We start from the raw sequence: 15,315 nt of genomic DNA, 5'->3' as shown, positions 1-15,315 counted from the left end.
CGCCATGCCCGTAATGCGCGCCGACCACGCCCATGGCATGAAGCTCGTCATCCTCGGGCGCGACGGCACGCTCAACCGCTACCGCGACGACCACGTCAAGGCGCCCGAGGAACTGGAGCCACTCCCGGGGGCCATGGAGGCTGTGGCGCGGCTCAACCATGCCGGCTGGCACACGGTGCTGGCCACCAACCAGGCCGGCATCGGCCGTGGCCTGCTGGACATGGCGTCGCTGAACGCGGTGCACCTGCGGCTCAACCAACTGCTGGCCGAGAAGGGCGGGCGCCTGGACGCCGCCTTCTTCTGCCCGCACACGCCCGAGGAAGGCTGCGACTGCCGCAAGCCGCTGCCCGGGCTGATCCAGCAGATCGGCGAGCGCTTCGACGTGGCGCTGCCCAAGGTCCACATGGTGGGTGCCTCGCTGACCGACCTGATGACGGCGCAGAACGCCGGCTGCATCCCGCATCTGGTGCTCACCGGCCCGTTTGGCAGCCTGGCTGCCGAGGAGCTCGCCAAGCTGCTGGTGCAGGTGCCCACAGCCCGTGTGCACGACGACCTCGGCAGCTTTGCCGAGACCCTGATCCAGGAAGAACGCCGCCGCATTGCCGAAGCGCGCGGCCAGGCCCTGACTCCCGATACCCAGGCCGGAGACCTGAATTGACCCCACCCCGTACCGGCTTCGCCGGCCCCCTCGAGGGGGCGATGCGAGCGGCCCGGCAAAGCCGGTTCCGCTGCATCTGCTTAGCAATGCACTACAGCGCCGCGAGCGCCCCGCGAATTGGACAGGTGATTTGATGGCCACGCTTCTCAGCGCCGTTCGTTCGTTCATCTTCGTCCTCGTCCTCATCGTCACCGTCATCCCCTGGGCGCTGGGCGTGCTGCTGCTGTCGCTGTTCCGGCGCGGCGACCCGATCTACTGGGCCTGCGCCAACTGGCTGAAGATCGCCATCTGGAGCGCCCGCTGGATCTGCGGCATCCGCTGGCGCATCCACGGCATGGAAAACCTGCCGACAGCGTCGGACCGCACTGCCGGCGTCGTACTGCTGTCCAAGCACCAGAGCACCTGGGAGACGTTTGCCTACCCGGCGCTGCTCAGCCACCCGCTGGCCTATGTGTTCAAGCGCGAGCTGCTCTACGTGCCCTTCTTCGGCTGGGCCATGGCGCGCATGGACATGATCCACATCGACCGCGGCCGCCGCGCCGAGGCCTGGAACAAGGTGCTCACGCAAGGCAAGCGCCTGGGCGCACAGGGCAACTGGGTCATCATGTTCCCGGAGGGCACGCGCATCGCCCGCGGTGAGGTGGGCGAGTACAAGACCGGCGGCACCCGCCTGGCCATCGAGGCCGGCCTGCCCGTCGTGCCCATCGCGGCCACGGCCGCCCGCTGCTGGCCGCGCAAGAGCTTCCTGCTGCGGCCCGGCGTGGTCGACATCTCGATCGGCCGCCAGATCCGCCCGGAGGGCCGGCAGCCCGGCGAGCTGATGAACGAGGTCAAGGACTGGATCGAGTCCGAGATGCGCCGCCTCGACCCGGAGGCCTACCGCAACCCTCCGCCCGCCGGCGTGGCCGGCACCGTCAACCAGCACTGAGCGCCATGCCCCCGAAGCGCCCGGCCCCGCTCCTGCAGGACAGTCAGCTGTCGCTGTTCGAGGCGCAGGCGGACGTTGCACCGGCCGACCCCGGCGCAGCGCGGTCACGGCGCGAGCTGTGGCTGGGCCAGCACTGCGTTGGCTATGAACTGCGGCGCGCACGGCGGCGCAGCATCGGCTTCGTTGTCGGCCCGCAGGGGCTGCGCGTCAGTGCGCCGCGCTGGGTGCCCATCGGCGAGATCGAGCGCGCGCTGCACCACAAGGGCGACTGGATCCTGCGCAAGCTCGTCGAGCAGCGCGAGCGCCAACAACGCGTGCAGGCCGCCCGCATCGACTGGGCCGATGGCGGCCGCCTGCCCTACCTGGGCCAGCCGCTGACGATGGTCGTCGCGCCGGCTGCGCGCGAAGTCACCTGGCATGCCGATACCCGCGAGCTGCACCTGCCGCTGCCCCACGGCGCTGGCCCCGAACAGATCCGCGACCTGGCCCAGGCCTGGCTGCAGGCCCGCGCGCGTGAAGACTTCCTGCCGCGCTGCCACCGCTTTGCCAACCAGCTGGGCGTGGCGATGACCTCGCTGCGGCTGTCATCGGCACAGACGCGCTGGGGCAGCGCCAGCGCCAACGGCGCCATTCGGCTGAACTGGCGGCTCATCCACTTCGCGCCAGCCATCATCGACTACGTCGTCGCCCACGAACTGGCTCACCTGCGCGAGATGAACCACAGCCCGGCCTTCTGGGACACGGTGCGCTCCGTGCTGCCCGACTTCGAGCGCGCGCGCGACGCGCTGCGCGAAGAGTCCATCGTGGTGCAGTGACGGCGGTTGCAGCCCGCCCGCGGCCGCGGGGGTGTGTGAATATTCCCGCCCAGATGTAACACCGGCGCCGCCCGACTCGGCAACACTGCGCGCCGACGCTGTCATCACAGGTACTGACCGCCGGCACTGCTGGCGCGAAGAATCAGGGAGAAAAAGTACCGTGCCTACGACGCCGCCGCCGGATCATCCGCGGCGGCGTTTTTCTTGGTTGCGCAGCGCCTCTCAGGCGGCTGCAAAGCGATAGACGCCGTCGGCCGCCAGTTCACGCCGCAGTTCGCCGCGCAGCCACAGCGCGTGCAGATGGGCGATGGCCTCGCCCATGGCGAAGGTGGTCTGGTGCAGGTCCAGCTTGCGCTTGAACAGCACGTCCAGCAGCCCCGCCGCATGCGTGGGCGCCGCACGGCAAACGGCCATCACGTCGGCCAGGCGCTCGTCATGGTGCTCGCGCAGCTGATCGATGCGCGCATGCAGGCCGGTGAACGGCTTGCCGTGCGAGGGCAGCACCAGCGTGTCGGCCGGCAGGTCCAGGTAGCGGCTCAGCGACTGCAGGTAAAGCGTCAGCGGATCGGCCTCGGGCTCCACGTCGACGACGGACACGTTGGTCGAGATGCGCGGCAGCACCATGTCGCCGGAGATCAGCAGCTTCGTCTCGTCGCAGAACAGGCTGATGTGCTCGGGCGCGTGGCCGTAGCCGGCAATGCAGCGCCAGCGGCGGCCACCGATGTCCAGCACCATGCCGTCCATCAGCCGGCGATAGCTGGCCGGCACGACAGGCACCATCTTGGGGTAGTAGTCCGCGCGGGCGCGGATCTTGTCGAGCGCGTCGGGGTCGGTCAGCCCATGGCTGCCGAAGAAGGCAGCCGCGCTGGCACCGCCCATGCCCACGGTGGAACCGCTGGCCAGGCGGGCCAGGTTGAAGTCCGTCGCGCTCATCCACAGCCGGCAGTTCCACCGCTCGGTGAGCCAGTGGGCCAGGCCGAGGTGGTCGGGGTGGAAGTGCGTCGCCATCACGCGCAGCACGGGCAGGCCGTCCAGCCGCTCGGCAAACACCCGCTCCCAGTTGGCGCGGGTGTCATCGCTGGCAATGCCGCAGTCGACGATGGTCCACCCCTCGCGCCCATCGATGCGGTCGCGCAGCAGCCACAGGTTGATGTGGTCCAGCGCAAAGGGCAGGCCCATGCGCACCCAGCGCACGCCGGGCGCCAGGTCCAGCGCCTCGCCGGGCTGGGGCAGGGTTTCGCCCAGGGGGTAATGCAGTTCGGATTCGCGTGCGTTGGCCATGGTGCAGTTCGGCGGGACTTAGACTGACGTTAACGTCAATCCAGTGTAGCCATGCCCTCCGCCAAGCCTGTCCCCGCCGCGACCGAGGCCACGTTCACGATCACCGAGCTCGCCGCCGAGTTCGACATCACGCCGCGCGCCATCCGCTTCTACGAGGAAGCCGGCCTGCTGGAGCCGGGCCGCAAGGGGCGCAACCGCGTCTACACCCCGCGCGACCGCACCCGGCTGAAGCTGACGCTGCGCGGCAAGCGCCTGGGCCTGCCCTTGCAGGAGATCAAGGAGCTGGTGGACATGTACGACAGCCAGTCCAGCGCCGCGCCGCAGCTGCGCGCCTTCCTGGCCACGCTGGCCCGCCACCGCCAGCAACTGGAGCAGCAGCGCGACGACATCGAGGTCACGCTGGCCGAGATCCGCCAGCACGAAAAACGCTGCCGCGCCCTGCTGGGCAGCACGTGACGCCTTGCCGCAATTGCTCACCAGCTTGCGCGGATAACGGGGCAAACCCGCTGGCGGTGTTTTCTCGCTTGACTAGAGTTGCGGCCGCCGCTTCCTGGCACGCCCCCGCCCTTCAACACTCACCATGCCCGCTGGATCGCGCTCCGACCTAACGCCCAAGCTGACAGCCATCGCCACTGGCCTCCTGCTGCTGAGCCAGGCCGCTCTTGCACAGACCACACCGCCCGCCTCTGACAAGCAGCGCCTGGAGCGCGCACAGAAGCAAGCTGATGCCGTCTTCCACTGGATCAAGCTGAACGGCGAGAAGGGCGCCAACCGCCAGCAGCCCGCGCCCGCGCCGCCGGCACCGCCTGCGCCTGCACCAGTGCCGCGCAAAGCCCCGGCCGTCGCGGCGGCCCCCAAGCCGGCTGCCGCGCCGGCCTCCGCCCCGGCGCAGGCCGCAGCAGCACAGCCCGCCGCCGTGGCGCCGGAGCCGGCACCGGTGCAGACCGCCGCTGCCGCGCCAGCGCCCGAGCCCGCGGCAGCGCCGCCCAGCACCGTGGCGCTGGCGGCCGTGCCCGCGCCGCCGCCACCGCCGCCTGAGCCGGAACCCGAGGTGCAGCTCACGCCGCTGTCCCGCGTCACACCGGCCATTCCGCGGCAGTTGCTGCAGCAGTCCTTCCGCACCGGCTTCGCCCGCGTGCGCTTCACGGTGACGCCGGCCGGTGTGGTCAGCAAGGCCGAGGTGCTGGAAGCCAGCCACAGCCGGCTGGGCCCTGCGGCCGTGGAGGCGATCAAGCAGTGGCGTTTCGCGCCCATTCCCGCGGCGCGTGAGGCCGCGATCGAGTTCGCGTTCAACAGCGCCGAGGAGTAGCGGGCCTCGCGCCGCTACGGTGCGGGCAGCGGGCAGCTGTCCAGCAGCGCGGACATCGCCTCCAGAAACACCCGCGTGCGCAGCGGCATGAGCCGGCGCTCGGGGAACACCGCCCAGGCGGTGGAACCCGGCAGCTGCCAGTCCGGCAGCAGTTGCTGCAGCCCGCTGAACTCTGCCGCGTGGCGCACCAGCAGGCGGTCCACGCCGGCAATGCCCACGCCCCGCAGCGCCATGCGCGCCAGCAGGCTGGGCGAGTTCGCCACGCTGCGCTGCGCGGGCAGCACGACGGTGGGCGCCGCGCCTGCATCGTCCACCCGGCTGAGCCGCCAGGGCACCGCCTCGCCGGTGCGGCTCAGCAACATCAGACCGTGCATGCTTTCCAGCGCCTGCGGCAGCAACGGCTCGCCAACGCGGGCCAGGTATTCAGGCGACGCATACAACCCCCAGTGCGTGGTGGCCAGCCGCCGGGCCGCCAACTGGCTGTCCTCGTCCAGCGCGCCCATGCGGATGGCGAGATCAAAGCCCTCGCCGACGATGTCCACCCGCCGGGGCGTCAGGTCCAGCTCCAGTTGCACCTCGGGGTACTGGATGGCGAAGTCGGCCAGCATGCGCGAGGCCACCTGCTCGGCAAAGTCCGCCGGCATGCTGACGCGCAGCCGCCCGCTGGGCTTGCGCTGGCGGTGCAGCGCCAGCGCCAGCGCGCCGTCCACCTCGGCGGCCACCACGCGGGCGTGCTCCAACACACCGGCGCCGAAGTCCGTCAGCGACAGCTTGCGCGTGGAGCGCTGCAGCAACTTCTCGCCCAGCCGCGCCTCCAGCGCCGCGATGCGCCGCGACACCGTGCTCTTGGGCCAGTGCACGCGCTCGGCGGCACGGCTGAAGCTGCCCGCCTCCATGACGCGGGCAAACAGCAGCAAATCATCGGCATCGGGTTCCATGCCCATCCCATTAATCCATTGACGGAACAATCTTATGCAGATCAGCGGCTTCCGGTGCTGGCCAGGCATTTCTAGAGTTCATCCCATCGCAACCGCCCCTCCCCGGAGCTTCAGATGAACATCCTGCAGATCAACGCCAGCGCCCGCCGTGCCACCGACGCCGAGGGCTCCGTTTCGACCCGCCTGGCCAACGAACTCACCGCCGGCCTGCTCGCCGCCTCGCCCGCCGCCACCGTGACGGTGCGTGACCTGGCCGTGACGCCCCAGCCCGTGCTGGACGAAGCCGCCCTGGGCGCCCTGTTCACACCCGCCGACCAGCGCACGCCCGAGCAGGCGGCCCGCGTGGCGCTGGACGACGCGCTGATCGCCGAGCTGCAGGCCGCCGACACCGTCGTGATCGGCGTGCCCATGTACAACTTCAACGTGACGGCCCAGTTCAAGAACTGGATCGATGCGGTGGCCCGCGCCGGTGTCACGTTCAAGTACACCGAGAAGGGGCCGGTCGGCCTCGTGACCGGCAAGAAGGTCTACGTCGTCACCAGCCGCGGCGGCATCCACCGCGGCCAGCCCAGCGACCAGATGACGCCCTACCTGCGCACGGTGCTGGCCTTCCTGGGCATGACGGATGTCGAGTTCGTCTACGCTGAGGGCATGGCCTTCGCCGCCGAGCAGGGCCTGGCTGACGCGCGCGCCCAGATCACCGGACTGCTCGCCGCCTGAACTGGCGCCCCTCGTCCAAAGGCATGCCTTGGCTGGGGAGCGGCCCGGCGCTAGGCCCGGGAATACTTGAAAGCATGACCATGAGCACCGTTGCCACTTCCTTGTTGACCCGACCGCGCGAGGTCGAGCGCCTCGTTGCCGGGCAGCCGACCAGCGACGGTGCCGGCGTCAAGCTCAGCCGCGTGCTGACCCACCAGTTGCAGCGCCGGCTGGACCCCTTCCTGATGCTGGACCACTTCGGCACGGACAACCCCGACGACTACATCGCCGGCTTCCCCGACCACCCGCACCGCGGCTTCGAGACCATCACCTACATGCTCAACGGCCGCATGCGCCACCGCGACTCGGCCGGCCACGAAGGCCTGATCAGCGACGGCGGCGTGCAGTGGATGACGGCTGGGCGCGGTGTCATCCACAGCGAAACGCCCGAGCAGAACGAGGGCCGCATGGCGGGCTTCCAGCTGTGGCTCAACCTGCCGGCGCGGGACAAGATGCGCGAGCCCTGGTATCGCGACATCAGCAGCGCCGAAGTGCCCGAGTTCGACCGCGACGGCGTGAAAGTCCGCGTCATCGCCGGTGCCAGCCACGGCATCGCCGGTGCGGTGCAGCGCGACGCCACCGAGCCGCTCTACCTGGACCTGCACCTCGCGCCGGGCGCCCGCTTCGAGCAGCCGCTGCCATCCGAGTTCAATGCGTTCGTGTACGTCTACGAGGGCGCGCTGACCTACGACAGCGGCTGCCTGCAGCCGGCCGGGCGCATGGCCATCCTGGCCAACACGGCGGGCAGTGACGGCGTGCGCCTGACCGCCGGCCAGCAGACCACGCGCGCCGTGCTGATTGCCGGCCGGCCGCTGGGCGAACCCATTGCCCAGTACGGCCCCTTCGTCATGAACACCGAGGCAGAACTGGTGCAGGCGGTGCGCGACTTCCAGGCGGGACGCCTGGCCTGAGCAAAGCGGTAATCGGACACGGTTGCCTCGCTAGACAAGCAGTTCCTCCGCAAGCGAGACTGGGCCCACACCGGTGCGAAGGCCGGGCCCTACTGACGTATTGATGGAGGAGCGCCGATGAACCCCTTGCAATGGAAGATTGGGCCCCGGTTGGCTGCGGCCATGGGCGTGATGCTGGCCTTGCTGTTGGCGCTGGCTGCCGTGGCGCTGGTGCAAATGCAAAGCATGCGCACCCAGACGCACGAAGTCACCGACAACTGGTTGCCCAGCGTCTCGCTGACCAACCAGCTCAACACGGCGACCGCTGAATACCGGCTCGCCGAAACAGGCCACGTGCTGGCTACCAACGACGCCGGCATGGCCGCCAAGAACCAGCAGATGGCCACCGCGCTCGCCGCCGTGGACAAGGTGCGCGCCGCCTACGCCAAGCTGATCAGCTCGCCCGAAGAGCAAAAGCTCTACGACAGCTTCTCCAGCGAATGGAAAACCTACATGGCCGCGCATGACAAGCTGCATGCGCTGTCCAGCAAGAACGAGAACGAGCAGGCGCTCGCGCTGCTCAACGGCGAATCGCAGCAGTCCTATGACCGCGCCGCGGCGCTGGTGGACAAGCTGGTTGAACTCAACACGGCCGGCGCCGACGCGGCGAGCAAGACCTCCGAAGCCGCCTTCACCAACGGGCGCATGGTCATTGTCATTGCCGCGATCGTGTCGGCACTGTTTGCGCTGATCGTGGCGCGGCTGATCATTCGCTCGATCACGGTGCCGCTGCAAACCGCGGTGGATGTGGCCGACGCCGTTGCCGATGGCGACCTGCGCGAGCCCGTGGTGGCCCATGGGGATGACGAGGCCGCCCGTCTGCTACGGGCGCTGGAGCGCATGCGCGAAGGGCTGATCAAGACGGTCAGCAGCATCCGGGCAAATGCCGAATCCGTGTCCACCGCAAGCAGCCAGATTGCCCAGGGCAATGCGGACCTGAGCCAGCGCACCGAGGAACAGGCCTCGGCCCTGGAGCAGACGGCGGCCACCATGTCCGAGCTGTCCAGCACCGTGCGCAACAACGCCGACAACGCCCGCCAAGCCGACCAACTGGCGCGCAGCGCCAGCGAGGCCGCACGCCAGGGCGGCAGCGTGGTGGGCGACGTGGTGGACACCATGCGCGGCATCAGCGACTCCAGCCGCCGCATCGCCGACATCATCGGCACCATCGACGGTATCGCCTTCCAGACCAACATCCTGGCGCTGAACGCCGCCGTCGAAGCCGCCCGAGCTGGCGAGCAGGGCCGCGGCTTTGCGGTGGTGGCCGGCGAGGTGCGCACGCTGGCCCAGCGCAGCGCCGAAGCCGCGAAGGAGATCAAGACCCTGATCACCGGCAGCGTCGAGCAGGTCGAGCGGGGCAGCCAGCAGGTCGACACCGCGGGCCAATCCATGCAGTCGCTGGTGCAGGCCATCCAGCGCGTCAGCGACATCGTGGGCGAGATCAGCAACGCCAGCATCGAGCAGGCCGACGGCGTCGGCCAGGTGGAGCAGGCGGTCTCACAGATGGACCAGGTCACGCAGCAGAACGCGGCCCTGGTGGAAGAGTCGGCAGCGGCGGCGGAGAGCCTGCGCCAGCAGGCGCGGCAGATGGTCGAGATCGTGTCGGTATTCCGCGTCACCGGCGATGCCGGCCGCGCAGCGCCGGCACCGGCACCTCGCCCCGCCATGCGCTCAGGCATGCAGACACCCCGCCCGGCGCCGGCACCCGCGCGAGCCACAACGGCGGCCAAGCCATGCCCCGCCTCGGTAGCCAAGTCCCCCGCAGCGGCACCCGTGCCGCCGCCCGCGCCGGCCGCCCCTCGCCCGCCCGCCCCGGCCGGCGGGGATGACGACTGGACCAGCTTCTAGCCCGGGCGCCACGGCAGCGGGCAAGATGGCGGCATGGACACCGCCCGCCGCCACAGCCCCGCCGCCGAACGCAACGCCCCGCCCCTGCTCGCCCAGCTGCAGCGATTGCTGCCGCCGGCCGGGCTGATGCTGGAGATTGCCAGCGGCACCGGCCAGCACGCGGCCTTCCTCAGCGCCGGCCTGCCCGGCTGGCAGTGGCAGCCCAGCGACGTCGACGCCGCCGCCCTGCCCTCCATTGCGGCCTGGTGCGAGGGGTTAGGCCGCGTGCGCCCGCCCATCACGCTGAACGTGCTCGACAACCCCTGGCCCGGTGCGCCCGCGCAGGTTGAGGCGATCTACTGCGCCAACATGCTCCACATCGCCCCCTGGGCCTGCACGGCGGCGCTGATGCAGGGCGCAGCACGGCACCTGTCGCCGACCGGTGTGCTGCTGACCTACGGCCCCTACCTGGAAGACGGCGTGGCCACCGCGGCCAGCAACCTGGCCTTCGATGCCGATCTGCGAACGCGCGATGCCGCCTGGGGGCTGCGGCGCCTGCCTGACGTGGCGGCCGTGGCTGACACCGCCGGGCTGACGCTGCACGAGCGCATTGCGATGCCGGCCAACAACCTGCTGCTGGTCTGGCGCCGGGTCAGCGCGGCGCCGCCAGCACCGCGCGGATGAAGGGCGCCTTGGCCTCGGTGTAGGCGGCCTTGTCCTGCGCATGGCGCAGCGCCAGCTCGCGCTTCAGCGCGGCATAACGCTCACGCAGTGCGGCATCCTCGCGCAGGCGATCGCGGAAGTGCAGATGCGCCTGCCAGAGTGCTCCGCCCTGAACCACCGCGTGCAGGTGCACCCGGGGCAGCGCGCCCGCCTCGCGAACGAAGTAGCGCCGCTGCGGGATGTGGGCCTCGTAGGCCGGCCGGTACACCAGGCCGCAGCGGGCCAGCGCGTCGACATGCGGCGCCAGCTCGTCCAGCGCGCGCACGCCCAGCAGCACGTCCAGCACGGGCTTGGCGCACAGGCCCGGCACCGCCGTGCTGCCGATGTGTTCCAGCGCCGGCACCGCACCGGCCATTGCAGCGCGGATCTCGTCTGCCAGCTGTTGGAACTGCGCCGGCCAGGCTGGCTGCGCCTCCACGAGGTCGACGGACGCCATGCGGCAGGCGGCGCAGCTCAGTGGCCGCCCGCGGCCCCCAGGTAGGTCTCGATGACGCGCGGGTCGGCCGCCAGCGCGGCCGCCGGGCCGCTGAGCCCGAACTCGCCGGTCTCCAGCACATGGCCATGGTCCGCCACGCGCAGCGCGGCGCGGGCGTTCTGCTCGACGAGCAGGATGCTGACGCCGCTGGCGCGCAGGTCGTCGACGATGGCGAAGATCTCGCGCACGATCAACGGCGCCAGGCCCAGGCTGGGCTCGTCCAGCATCAGCAGCTTGGGTTGCCCCATCAGCGCGCGGCCCAGCGCCAGCATCTGGCGCTCGCCGCCGGACAGCGTGCCGGCCGCCTGCGCGCGGCGCTCCTTCAGCCGCGGGAAGCGCGCGTAGACGCTGTCCAGCCCGTCGCGCCAGCGCTTGTCGCCGAGCTTGCGAGGCCGCCAGCCGCCGAGCAGCAGGTTGTCCTCGACGGTCATGGTGCCGAACAGCTCGCGCTTCTCGGGCACCAGGGCCAGGCCGGCCATGACACGTTCTTCGAGCGTCAGCCGTGCGATGTCTTCGCCGGCAAACCGCAGCGCCGCGCTGCGCGACGGGATCAGGCCCATCAGCGCACCCAGCAGCGTGGACTTGCCCGCGCCGTTGGGGCCGATGACGGTGACGACGCTGTTCTCGGCGGCCGAGAAGCTCAGGCCCTGCAGCACCTCGGCGCGGCCATAGCCGGCGCGCAGGTCATTCACCTCAAGCAACGCGCTCATGTCCGCCCCTCGTCCGTCAAGTCATCCGCGCCCAGGTAGGCCGCGCGCACGGCCGGGCTGGCCTGCACCTCGGCAGGCGTGCCTTCCATCAACCAGCGGCCGAACTCCATGACGACGATGCGGTCGGTGAGCTTCATGACGAAGTCCATGTCGTGTTCCACGAGCAGCAGCGACAGGCCCTCGGCCTTCAGTTGCTTCAGCACTTCGGCGAGCGCTTGCTTTTCCTTGTGACGCAGGCCGGCGGCGGGTTCGTCCAGCAGCAGCAGCGACGGGTCGCTGGCCAGCGCGCGGGCGATCTCCACCAGCCGCTGCGGGCCGAGTGCCAGGTTGCCGGCCAGCTCGAAGGCCTGATCGGCCAGGCCGATGCGGCGCAGCTGGCGCATCGCCTCGGCGCGGGCTTGGCGCTCCTCCGCGCGGTCCAGGCCCAGCATGGCAGCAACGGCGCCGCTCTTGGTGCGCAGGTAGCAGCCCAGCGCGACGTTCTCCAGCACCGTCATGTCCGGCACCAGCTTCACGTGCTGGAAGGTGCGGGACAGGCCGGCGCGGGCGATGTCGCGGCTGCCGCGGCCGTCCACGCGCTGCCCCAACAGTTCGACCTCGCCGCGGGTCAGCGGCAGCACGCCGGAGACGAGGTTGAAGGTAGTGCTCTTGCCGGCGCCGTTGGGGCCGATGAGGCCCACGATGTCGCCCGCGCGGATCTGGAAGCTGATGTCGTTGACGGCCACCAGGCCGCCGAACTGCTTGCGGATGGCCCGCACGTCCAGCAGTGCCGCGCCGCGCGGCGGGTGGCTGCGCGAGGCCAGCGGCGGCGCGCTCTCGTCCACCGCCTTCGCGACGCGCGCCGGCAGCACGCGGGCCAGCAGGCGCGACACCAGCGGCCACAGGCCGTCCGGCGCAAAGCGCAGCACCAGCACCAGCACGATGCCGAACACGATGATCTCGTAATTGCCCGAGCCGCCGAAAACCAGCGGCAGCCAGACCTTGAGCTGGTCTTCGGCGAGCTTCACGAGCGCCGCGCCGGCAAAGGCGCCGCCCACGGTGCCGATACCGCCGACGACGGCCATGAACAGGTACTCGATGCCGAACTTGATGCCGAAGGGCGACGGGTTCACGCTGCGCTGCATGTGGGCATACAGCCAGCCCGACACGCAGGCCAGCAGCGCCGCGATGACGAACATCACCAGCTTGTAGCGGAAGGTGCTGGCGCCCATCGCCTCGGGCATGGTGCTGCCGCCGCCCCGGTTGGCGTTCAGCGCGCGCATGATGCGGCCCGGCCGCGAGTCCAGCAGCCGCGTGACACCCAGCGCCGCCAGCAGCGCGGCGCCCCAGATCAGCCAGTAGATGCGGCGCTCGCTCTGGAAGCTGACGTCGCCCAGCGTCACGGCCGGCAGGCCCAGCAGGCCGTCGTACTTGCCCAGCACCTCCAGGTTGCCGATCAGGTAGTACAGCGCCAGGCACCAGCAGATGGTGGCCAGCGGCAGGTAGTGGCCGGACATGCGCAGCGTCAGCGCGCCGATGGCCAGCGCCAGCGCCGCCGTGACGGCGAGCCCGGCCGCCAGGCCCAGCCACGGCGACAGGCCCAGCACCGTCGTCAGGTAGCCCGTGGCGTAGGCGCCCACGCCGGCAAAGGCCGCCTGGCCGAAGGACGTGAGCCCGCCCACGCCGGTCAGCAGCACCAGGCCCAGCACGACCAGCGAGAACAGGCCGATGTAGTTGAGCTGCGTGATCCAGAAGTCCGGCACCGGCAGCAGCGGCAGGCCCAGCAGCAGGACGGTGGCCGCAGCCGCCGGAAGCGGGAAGGGAAGGCGCGTCATCGTCGTCATCAATGTTCTTCGTGATGCGGGTCGACGAAGGACCGCCACAGCAGGATGGGCAGGATCACCGTGAACACGATGACCTCCTTGAACGCGCTGGCCCAGAAGGAGCCGAAGCTCTCCACCAGGCCCACGCCGATGGCGCCGGCCAGCGCCATCGGGAAGCTGGCCAGGCCGCCGAACACCGCCGCCACGAAGCCTTTCAGGCCGATCAGGAAACCGGTGTCGTAATAGATGGTGGTGGACGGCGAGATCAGCAGCCCCGACAGCGCGCCGATGAAGGCGGCCATCGTGAAGCTCAGCGCCCCGGCCGCGTCACCCGAGATGCCCATCAGCTGCGCGCCGGTGCGGTTGACGGACGTGGCACGCAGGGCCTTGCCCGTCAGCGTGCGCTCGAAGAACAGGAACAGCGCGCCGATCAGCGCGACGGACGCGCCGAAGATGATCAGCGTCTGGCCCGTCAGGCTCAGCGGGCCGACATCGAAGCGGGCCTCCCAGAAGGCCGGCGTGCGCCAGCCCTCGGCACCGAAGAACACCAGGCCCAGGCCGGTGAGTGCGAAGTGCACGCCGACCGAGACGATGAGCAGCGTCAGCACGCTGGCCGCCGACAGCGCGCGATAGGCCACGCGGTACAGCAGCGGCCCCATGGCCGTGACCAGCGCCAGCGTCGCCAGCACCTGCACCAGCAGCGGCGCCTGCGCGGCGGCCACTGCATGCGTGCCGGCGGCGATCAGCAGCGGCACGAGCACCGCCCCCAGCAGCCGCCGCACCAGCCGCCCGGCCGGCCAGCGCTCACGCCAGGCCTGCACACCGTCCAGCACCGCCACTGCCACTGCCAGCATCACCAGCAGCCACACGGTGCCGGGCACCTTGCCCGTCTGCAGCGCGGCCAGCGTCAGCGCGCCGAAGGCGACGAACTCCCCTTGCGGGATGAAGACGATGCGGGTGACCGAGAACACCAGCACCAGCGCCAGCGCGACCAGTGCGTAGATGGCCCCGTTGGTCAGGCCGTCCAGGCCCAAGATGGCGGCAATCGTGAGATCCATGGCGGCTCAACTGCGAGTGAGCGGCCATGGTATCGGCGGATATTCGACCGAGCGGTCGGGGTATTACCCGACATCGCCGGCCGCCAGCGCCGCGGGCCACGAAGGCTGGCTTCGCGGCAAACTCAAGCCAGCCGCTTTTGCGCCTCGTCGCGCAGGCAGGTCAGCATCAGCTCCGCCCCCGGCGACAGCTGATGGCCGCGGCGCGTGATGATGCCGTAGGCATCCATGCGCAGGCCCAGATCCATGCGCAGCACGGTCAGCAGGCCCACGTCGAGGTAGGGCTTCACCAGTTCCTCGGGCAGCGCGACCACCATGTCGGACTGCGCCAGCAGGCTGGTGATGACGGGCAGCGACAGCGTCTCCACGGCCTGCTGCGGCTGGTCCAGGCCAGCGGTCAGGAACAGCGACGTGAGGCGATCGCGCAGGATGCTGCCCGACGGCGGCAGGATCCAGCTCTGGCGGGCCAGCTGCTGCAGGCTGAGATCGTCGCGGCCGGCCAGCGGGTGGCCGGCGCGCACGATCAGTGAATGCGGCTCGTCGATCAGCGGCTCGAAGCTCAGCTGCGCGGCGGACTCGCTGTCCAGCACGCGGCCCACCACCATGTCCAGCTCGCCGTTCTGCAGCTGCTGGGTCATGAGCTTGCTGGTGTCCACCGTGATGGCCACATGCACGCGGGGCTGGCGCGCCTTCAGCGCGACCACCGCCGCCGGCAACAGCGTGGTGGACGGCGTCAGCACCGAGCCCACGGCCACGCGGCCGGACAGGCCCGACAGCAGCTCCATGACCTCCTGATGCCCGGCGTCCAGCTCGGCCAGCGCCGCGCCGGCGCGGCGGATCATGACCTCGCCGTACCAGGTCGGCGCCACGCCGCGCGGCAGGCGCTCGAACAGCTTCACGCCCAGCGCGTGCTCCAGATCGGCCAGCAGCTTGGAGGCCGCCGGCTGCGTCAGGTTGGCGGCCTGCGCCGCGTGCAGGATGGAGCCGTGCCGCCCCAGCTCCACCAGCAGCACGAGCTGGCGGGTCTTGAGGTGAGAGCGGACGAAGCGGTCGGAGCGCGGATCGGGCATGCCTGAATGATGCCC

16 protein-coding genes are annotated in these 15,315 nt (G+C 70.5%); 9 read left to right on the top strand and 7 right to left on the bottom strand.

The genetic code is table 11. The features are described from left to right. Positions 1–4: 4 nt before the first annotated feature. From gmhB to NYO99_RS10305, 3 genes are all read left to right on the top strand, one after another. The gene (gene gmhB, locus NYO99_RS10315) at positions 5–658 is read left to right on the top strand and encodes a D-glycero-beta-D-manno-heptose 1,7-bisphosphate 7-phosphatase (RefSeq protein WP_268167097.1); all 654 of its coding nucleotides are present in this window, start codon (positions 5–7) and stop codon (positions 656–658) included. A 133-nt stretch (positions 659–791) separates the two neighbouring features. Continuing rightward, complete coding sequence (locus NYO99_RS10310; protein ID WP_268167096.1) at positions 792–1,586, top strand: lysophospholipid acyltransferase family protein; 795 nt, start codon at positions 792–794, stop codon at positions 1,584–1,586. Between the two features lie 5 nt (positions 1,587–1,591). Further along, on the top strand, positions 1,592–2,401 hold the full coding sequence (locus NYO99_RS10305) for a M48 family metallopeptidase (protein ID WP_268167095.1): 810 nt from the start codon (positions 1,592–1,594) through the stop codon (positions 2,399–2,401). 222 nt (positions 2,402–2,623) lie between these two features. Here NYO99_RS10305 and NYO99_RS10300 read toward each other — a convergent pair whose 3' ends face one another. Continuing rightward, a complete protein-coding gene (locus NYO99_RS10300; protein WP_268167094.1) occupies positions 2,624–3,682 on the bottom strand; it encodes an MBL fold metallo-hydrolase in 1,059 nt (352 codons plus the stop codon). Between the two features lie 51 nt (positions 3,683–3,733). Between NYO99_RS10300 and NYO99_RS10295 the strand changes: the two genes are divergently transcribed. Both NYO99_RS10295 and NYO99_RS10290 read left to right on the top strand, forming a co-directional pair. Beyond that, positions 3,734–4,138: a MerR family transcriptional regulator gene (locus tag NYO99_RS10295; protein WP_268167093.1), complete on the top strand. Its 405-nt coding sequence runs from the start codon at positions 3,734–3,736 to the stop codon at positions 4,136–4,138. A gap of 124 nt (positions 4,139–4,262) precedes the next feature. Next, on the top strand, positions 4,263–4,991 hold the full coding sequence (locus tag NYO99_RS10290) for an energy transducer TonB family protein (RefSeq protein WP_268167092.1): 729 nt from the start codon (positions 4,263–4,265) through the stop codon (positions 4,989–4,991). A gap of 14 nt (positions 4,992–5,005) precedes the next feature. On the opposite strand, the gene NYO99_RS10285 is transcribed toward NYO99_RS10290, so the two are convergent. After that, entirely contained in the window at positions 5,006–5,935 is a 930-nt protein-coding gene (locus tag NYO99_RS10285) for a LysR family transcriptional regulator (RefSeq protein WP_326494830.1), read from the bottom strand. Positions 5,936–6,043: 108 nt separating this feature from the next. Here NYO99_RS10285 and NYO99_RS10280 point away from each other — a divergent pair, with 108 nt between their 5' ends. From NYO99_RS10280 to NYO99_RS10260, 4 genes are all read left to right on the top strand, one after another. Beyond that, a complete protein-coding gene (locus tag NYO99_RS10280) occupies positions 6,044–6,649 on the top strand; it encodes an FMN-dependent NADH-azoreductase (RefSeq protein ID WP_268167091.1) in 606 nt (201 codons plus the stop codon). Between the two features lie 80 nt (positions 6,650–6,729). Then, a complete protein-coding gene (locus NYO99_RS10275) occupies positions 6,730–7,599 on the top strand; it encodes a pirin family protein (RefSeq protein ID WP_268167090.1) in 870 nt (289 codons plus the stop codon). Between the two features lie 117 nt (positions 7,600–7,716). Continuing rightward, complete coding sequence (locus NYO99_RS10265; RefSeq protein WP_326494829.1) at positions 7,717–9,486, top strand: methyl-accepting chemotaxis protein; 1,770 nt, start codon at positions 7,717–7,719, stop codon at positions 9,484–9,486. A 33-nt stretch (positions 9,487–9,519) separates the two neighbouring features. Next, complete coding sequence (locus NYO99_RS10260) at positions 9,520–10,149, top strand: DUF938 domain-containing protein (protein WP_268167089.1); 630 nt, start codon at positions 9,520–9,522, stop codon at positions 10,147–10,149. Here NYO99_RS10260 and NYO99_RS10255 read toward each other — a convergent pair. From NYO99_RS10255 to NYO99_RS10235, 5 genes are all read right to left on the bottom strand, one after another. Continuing rightward, positions 10,118–10,624 carry a GrpB family protein gene (locus NYO99_RS10255; RefSeq protein WP_268167088.1) on the bottom strand — a complete coding sequence of 169 codons (507 nt, stop codon included), beginning with the start codon at positions 10,622–10,624 and terminating at the stop codon, positions 10,118–10,120. The two genes, NYO99_RS10260 and NYO99_RS10255, sit on opposite strands and share 32 nt — an antisense overlap. Positions 10,625–10,641: 17 nt before the next feature. Further along, positions 10,642–11,373 carry an ABC transporter ATP-binding protein gene (locus tag NYO99_RS10250; RefSeq protein ID WP_268167087.1) on the bottom strand — a complete coding sequence of 244 codons (732 nt, stop codon included), beginning with the start codon at positions 11,371–11,373 and terminating at the stop codon, positions 10,642–10,644. Further along, a complete protein-coding gene (locus NYO99_RS10245) occupies positions 11,370–13,187 on the bottom strand; it encodes a branched-chain amino acid ABC transporter ATP-binding protein/permease (RefSeq protein WP_268167086.1) in 1,818 nt (605 codons plus the stop codon). Before NYO99_RS10245 ends, NYO99_RS10250 begins: the two co-directional genes overlap by 4 nt. 8 nt (positions 13,188–13,195) lie before the next feature. Continuing rightward, positions 13,196–14,233: a branched-chain amino acid ABC transporter permease gene (locus NYO99_RS10240; protein WP_268167085.1), complete on the bottom strand. Its 1,038-nt coding sequence runs from the start codon at positions 14,231–14,233 to the stop codon at positions 13,196–13,198. Between the two features lie 122 nt (positions 14,234–14,355). Continuing rightward, positions 14,356–15,300: a LysR substrate-binding domain-containing protein gene (locus NYO99_RS10235; protein WP_268167084.1), complete on the bottom strand. Its 945-nt coding sequence runs from the start codon at positions 15,298–15,300 to the stop codon at positions 14,356–14,358. Positions 15,301–15,315 lie beyond the last annotated feature (15 nt).

Origin of the sequence: Roseateles hydrophilus (assembly GCF_026712245.1) — a bacterium.
GTDB lineage: Bacteria > Pseudomonadota > Gammaproteobacteria > Burkholderiales > Burkholderiaceae_C > Pelomonas > Pelomonas hydrophilus.
Note: the sequence above shows the minus strand (reverse complement) of the source record. Positions and strands in the feature narration are given on the sequence as shown.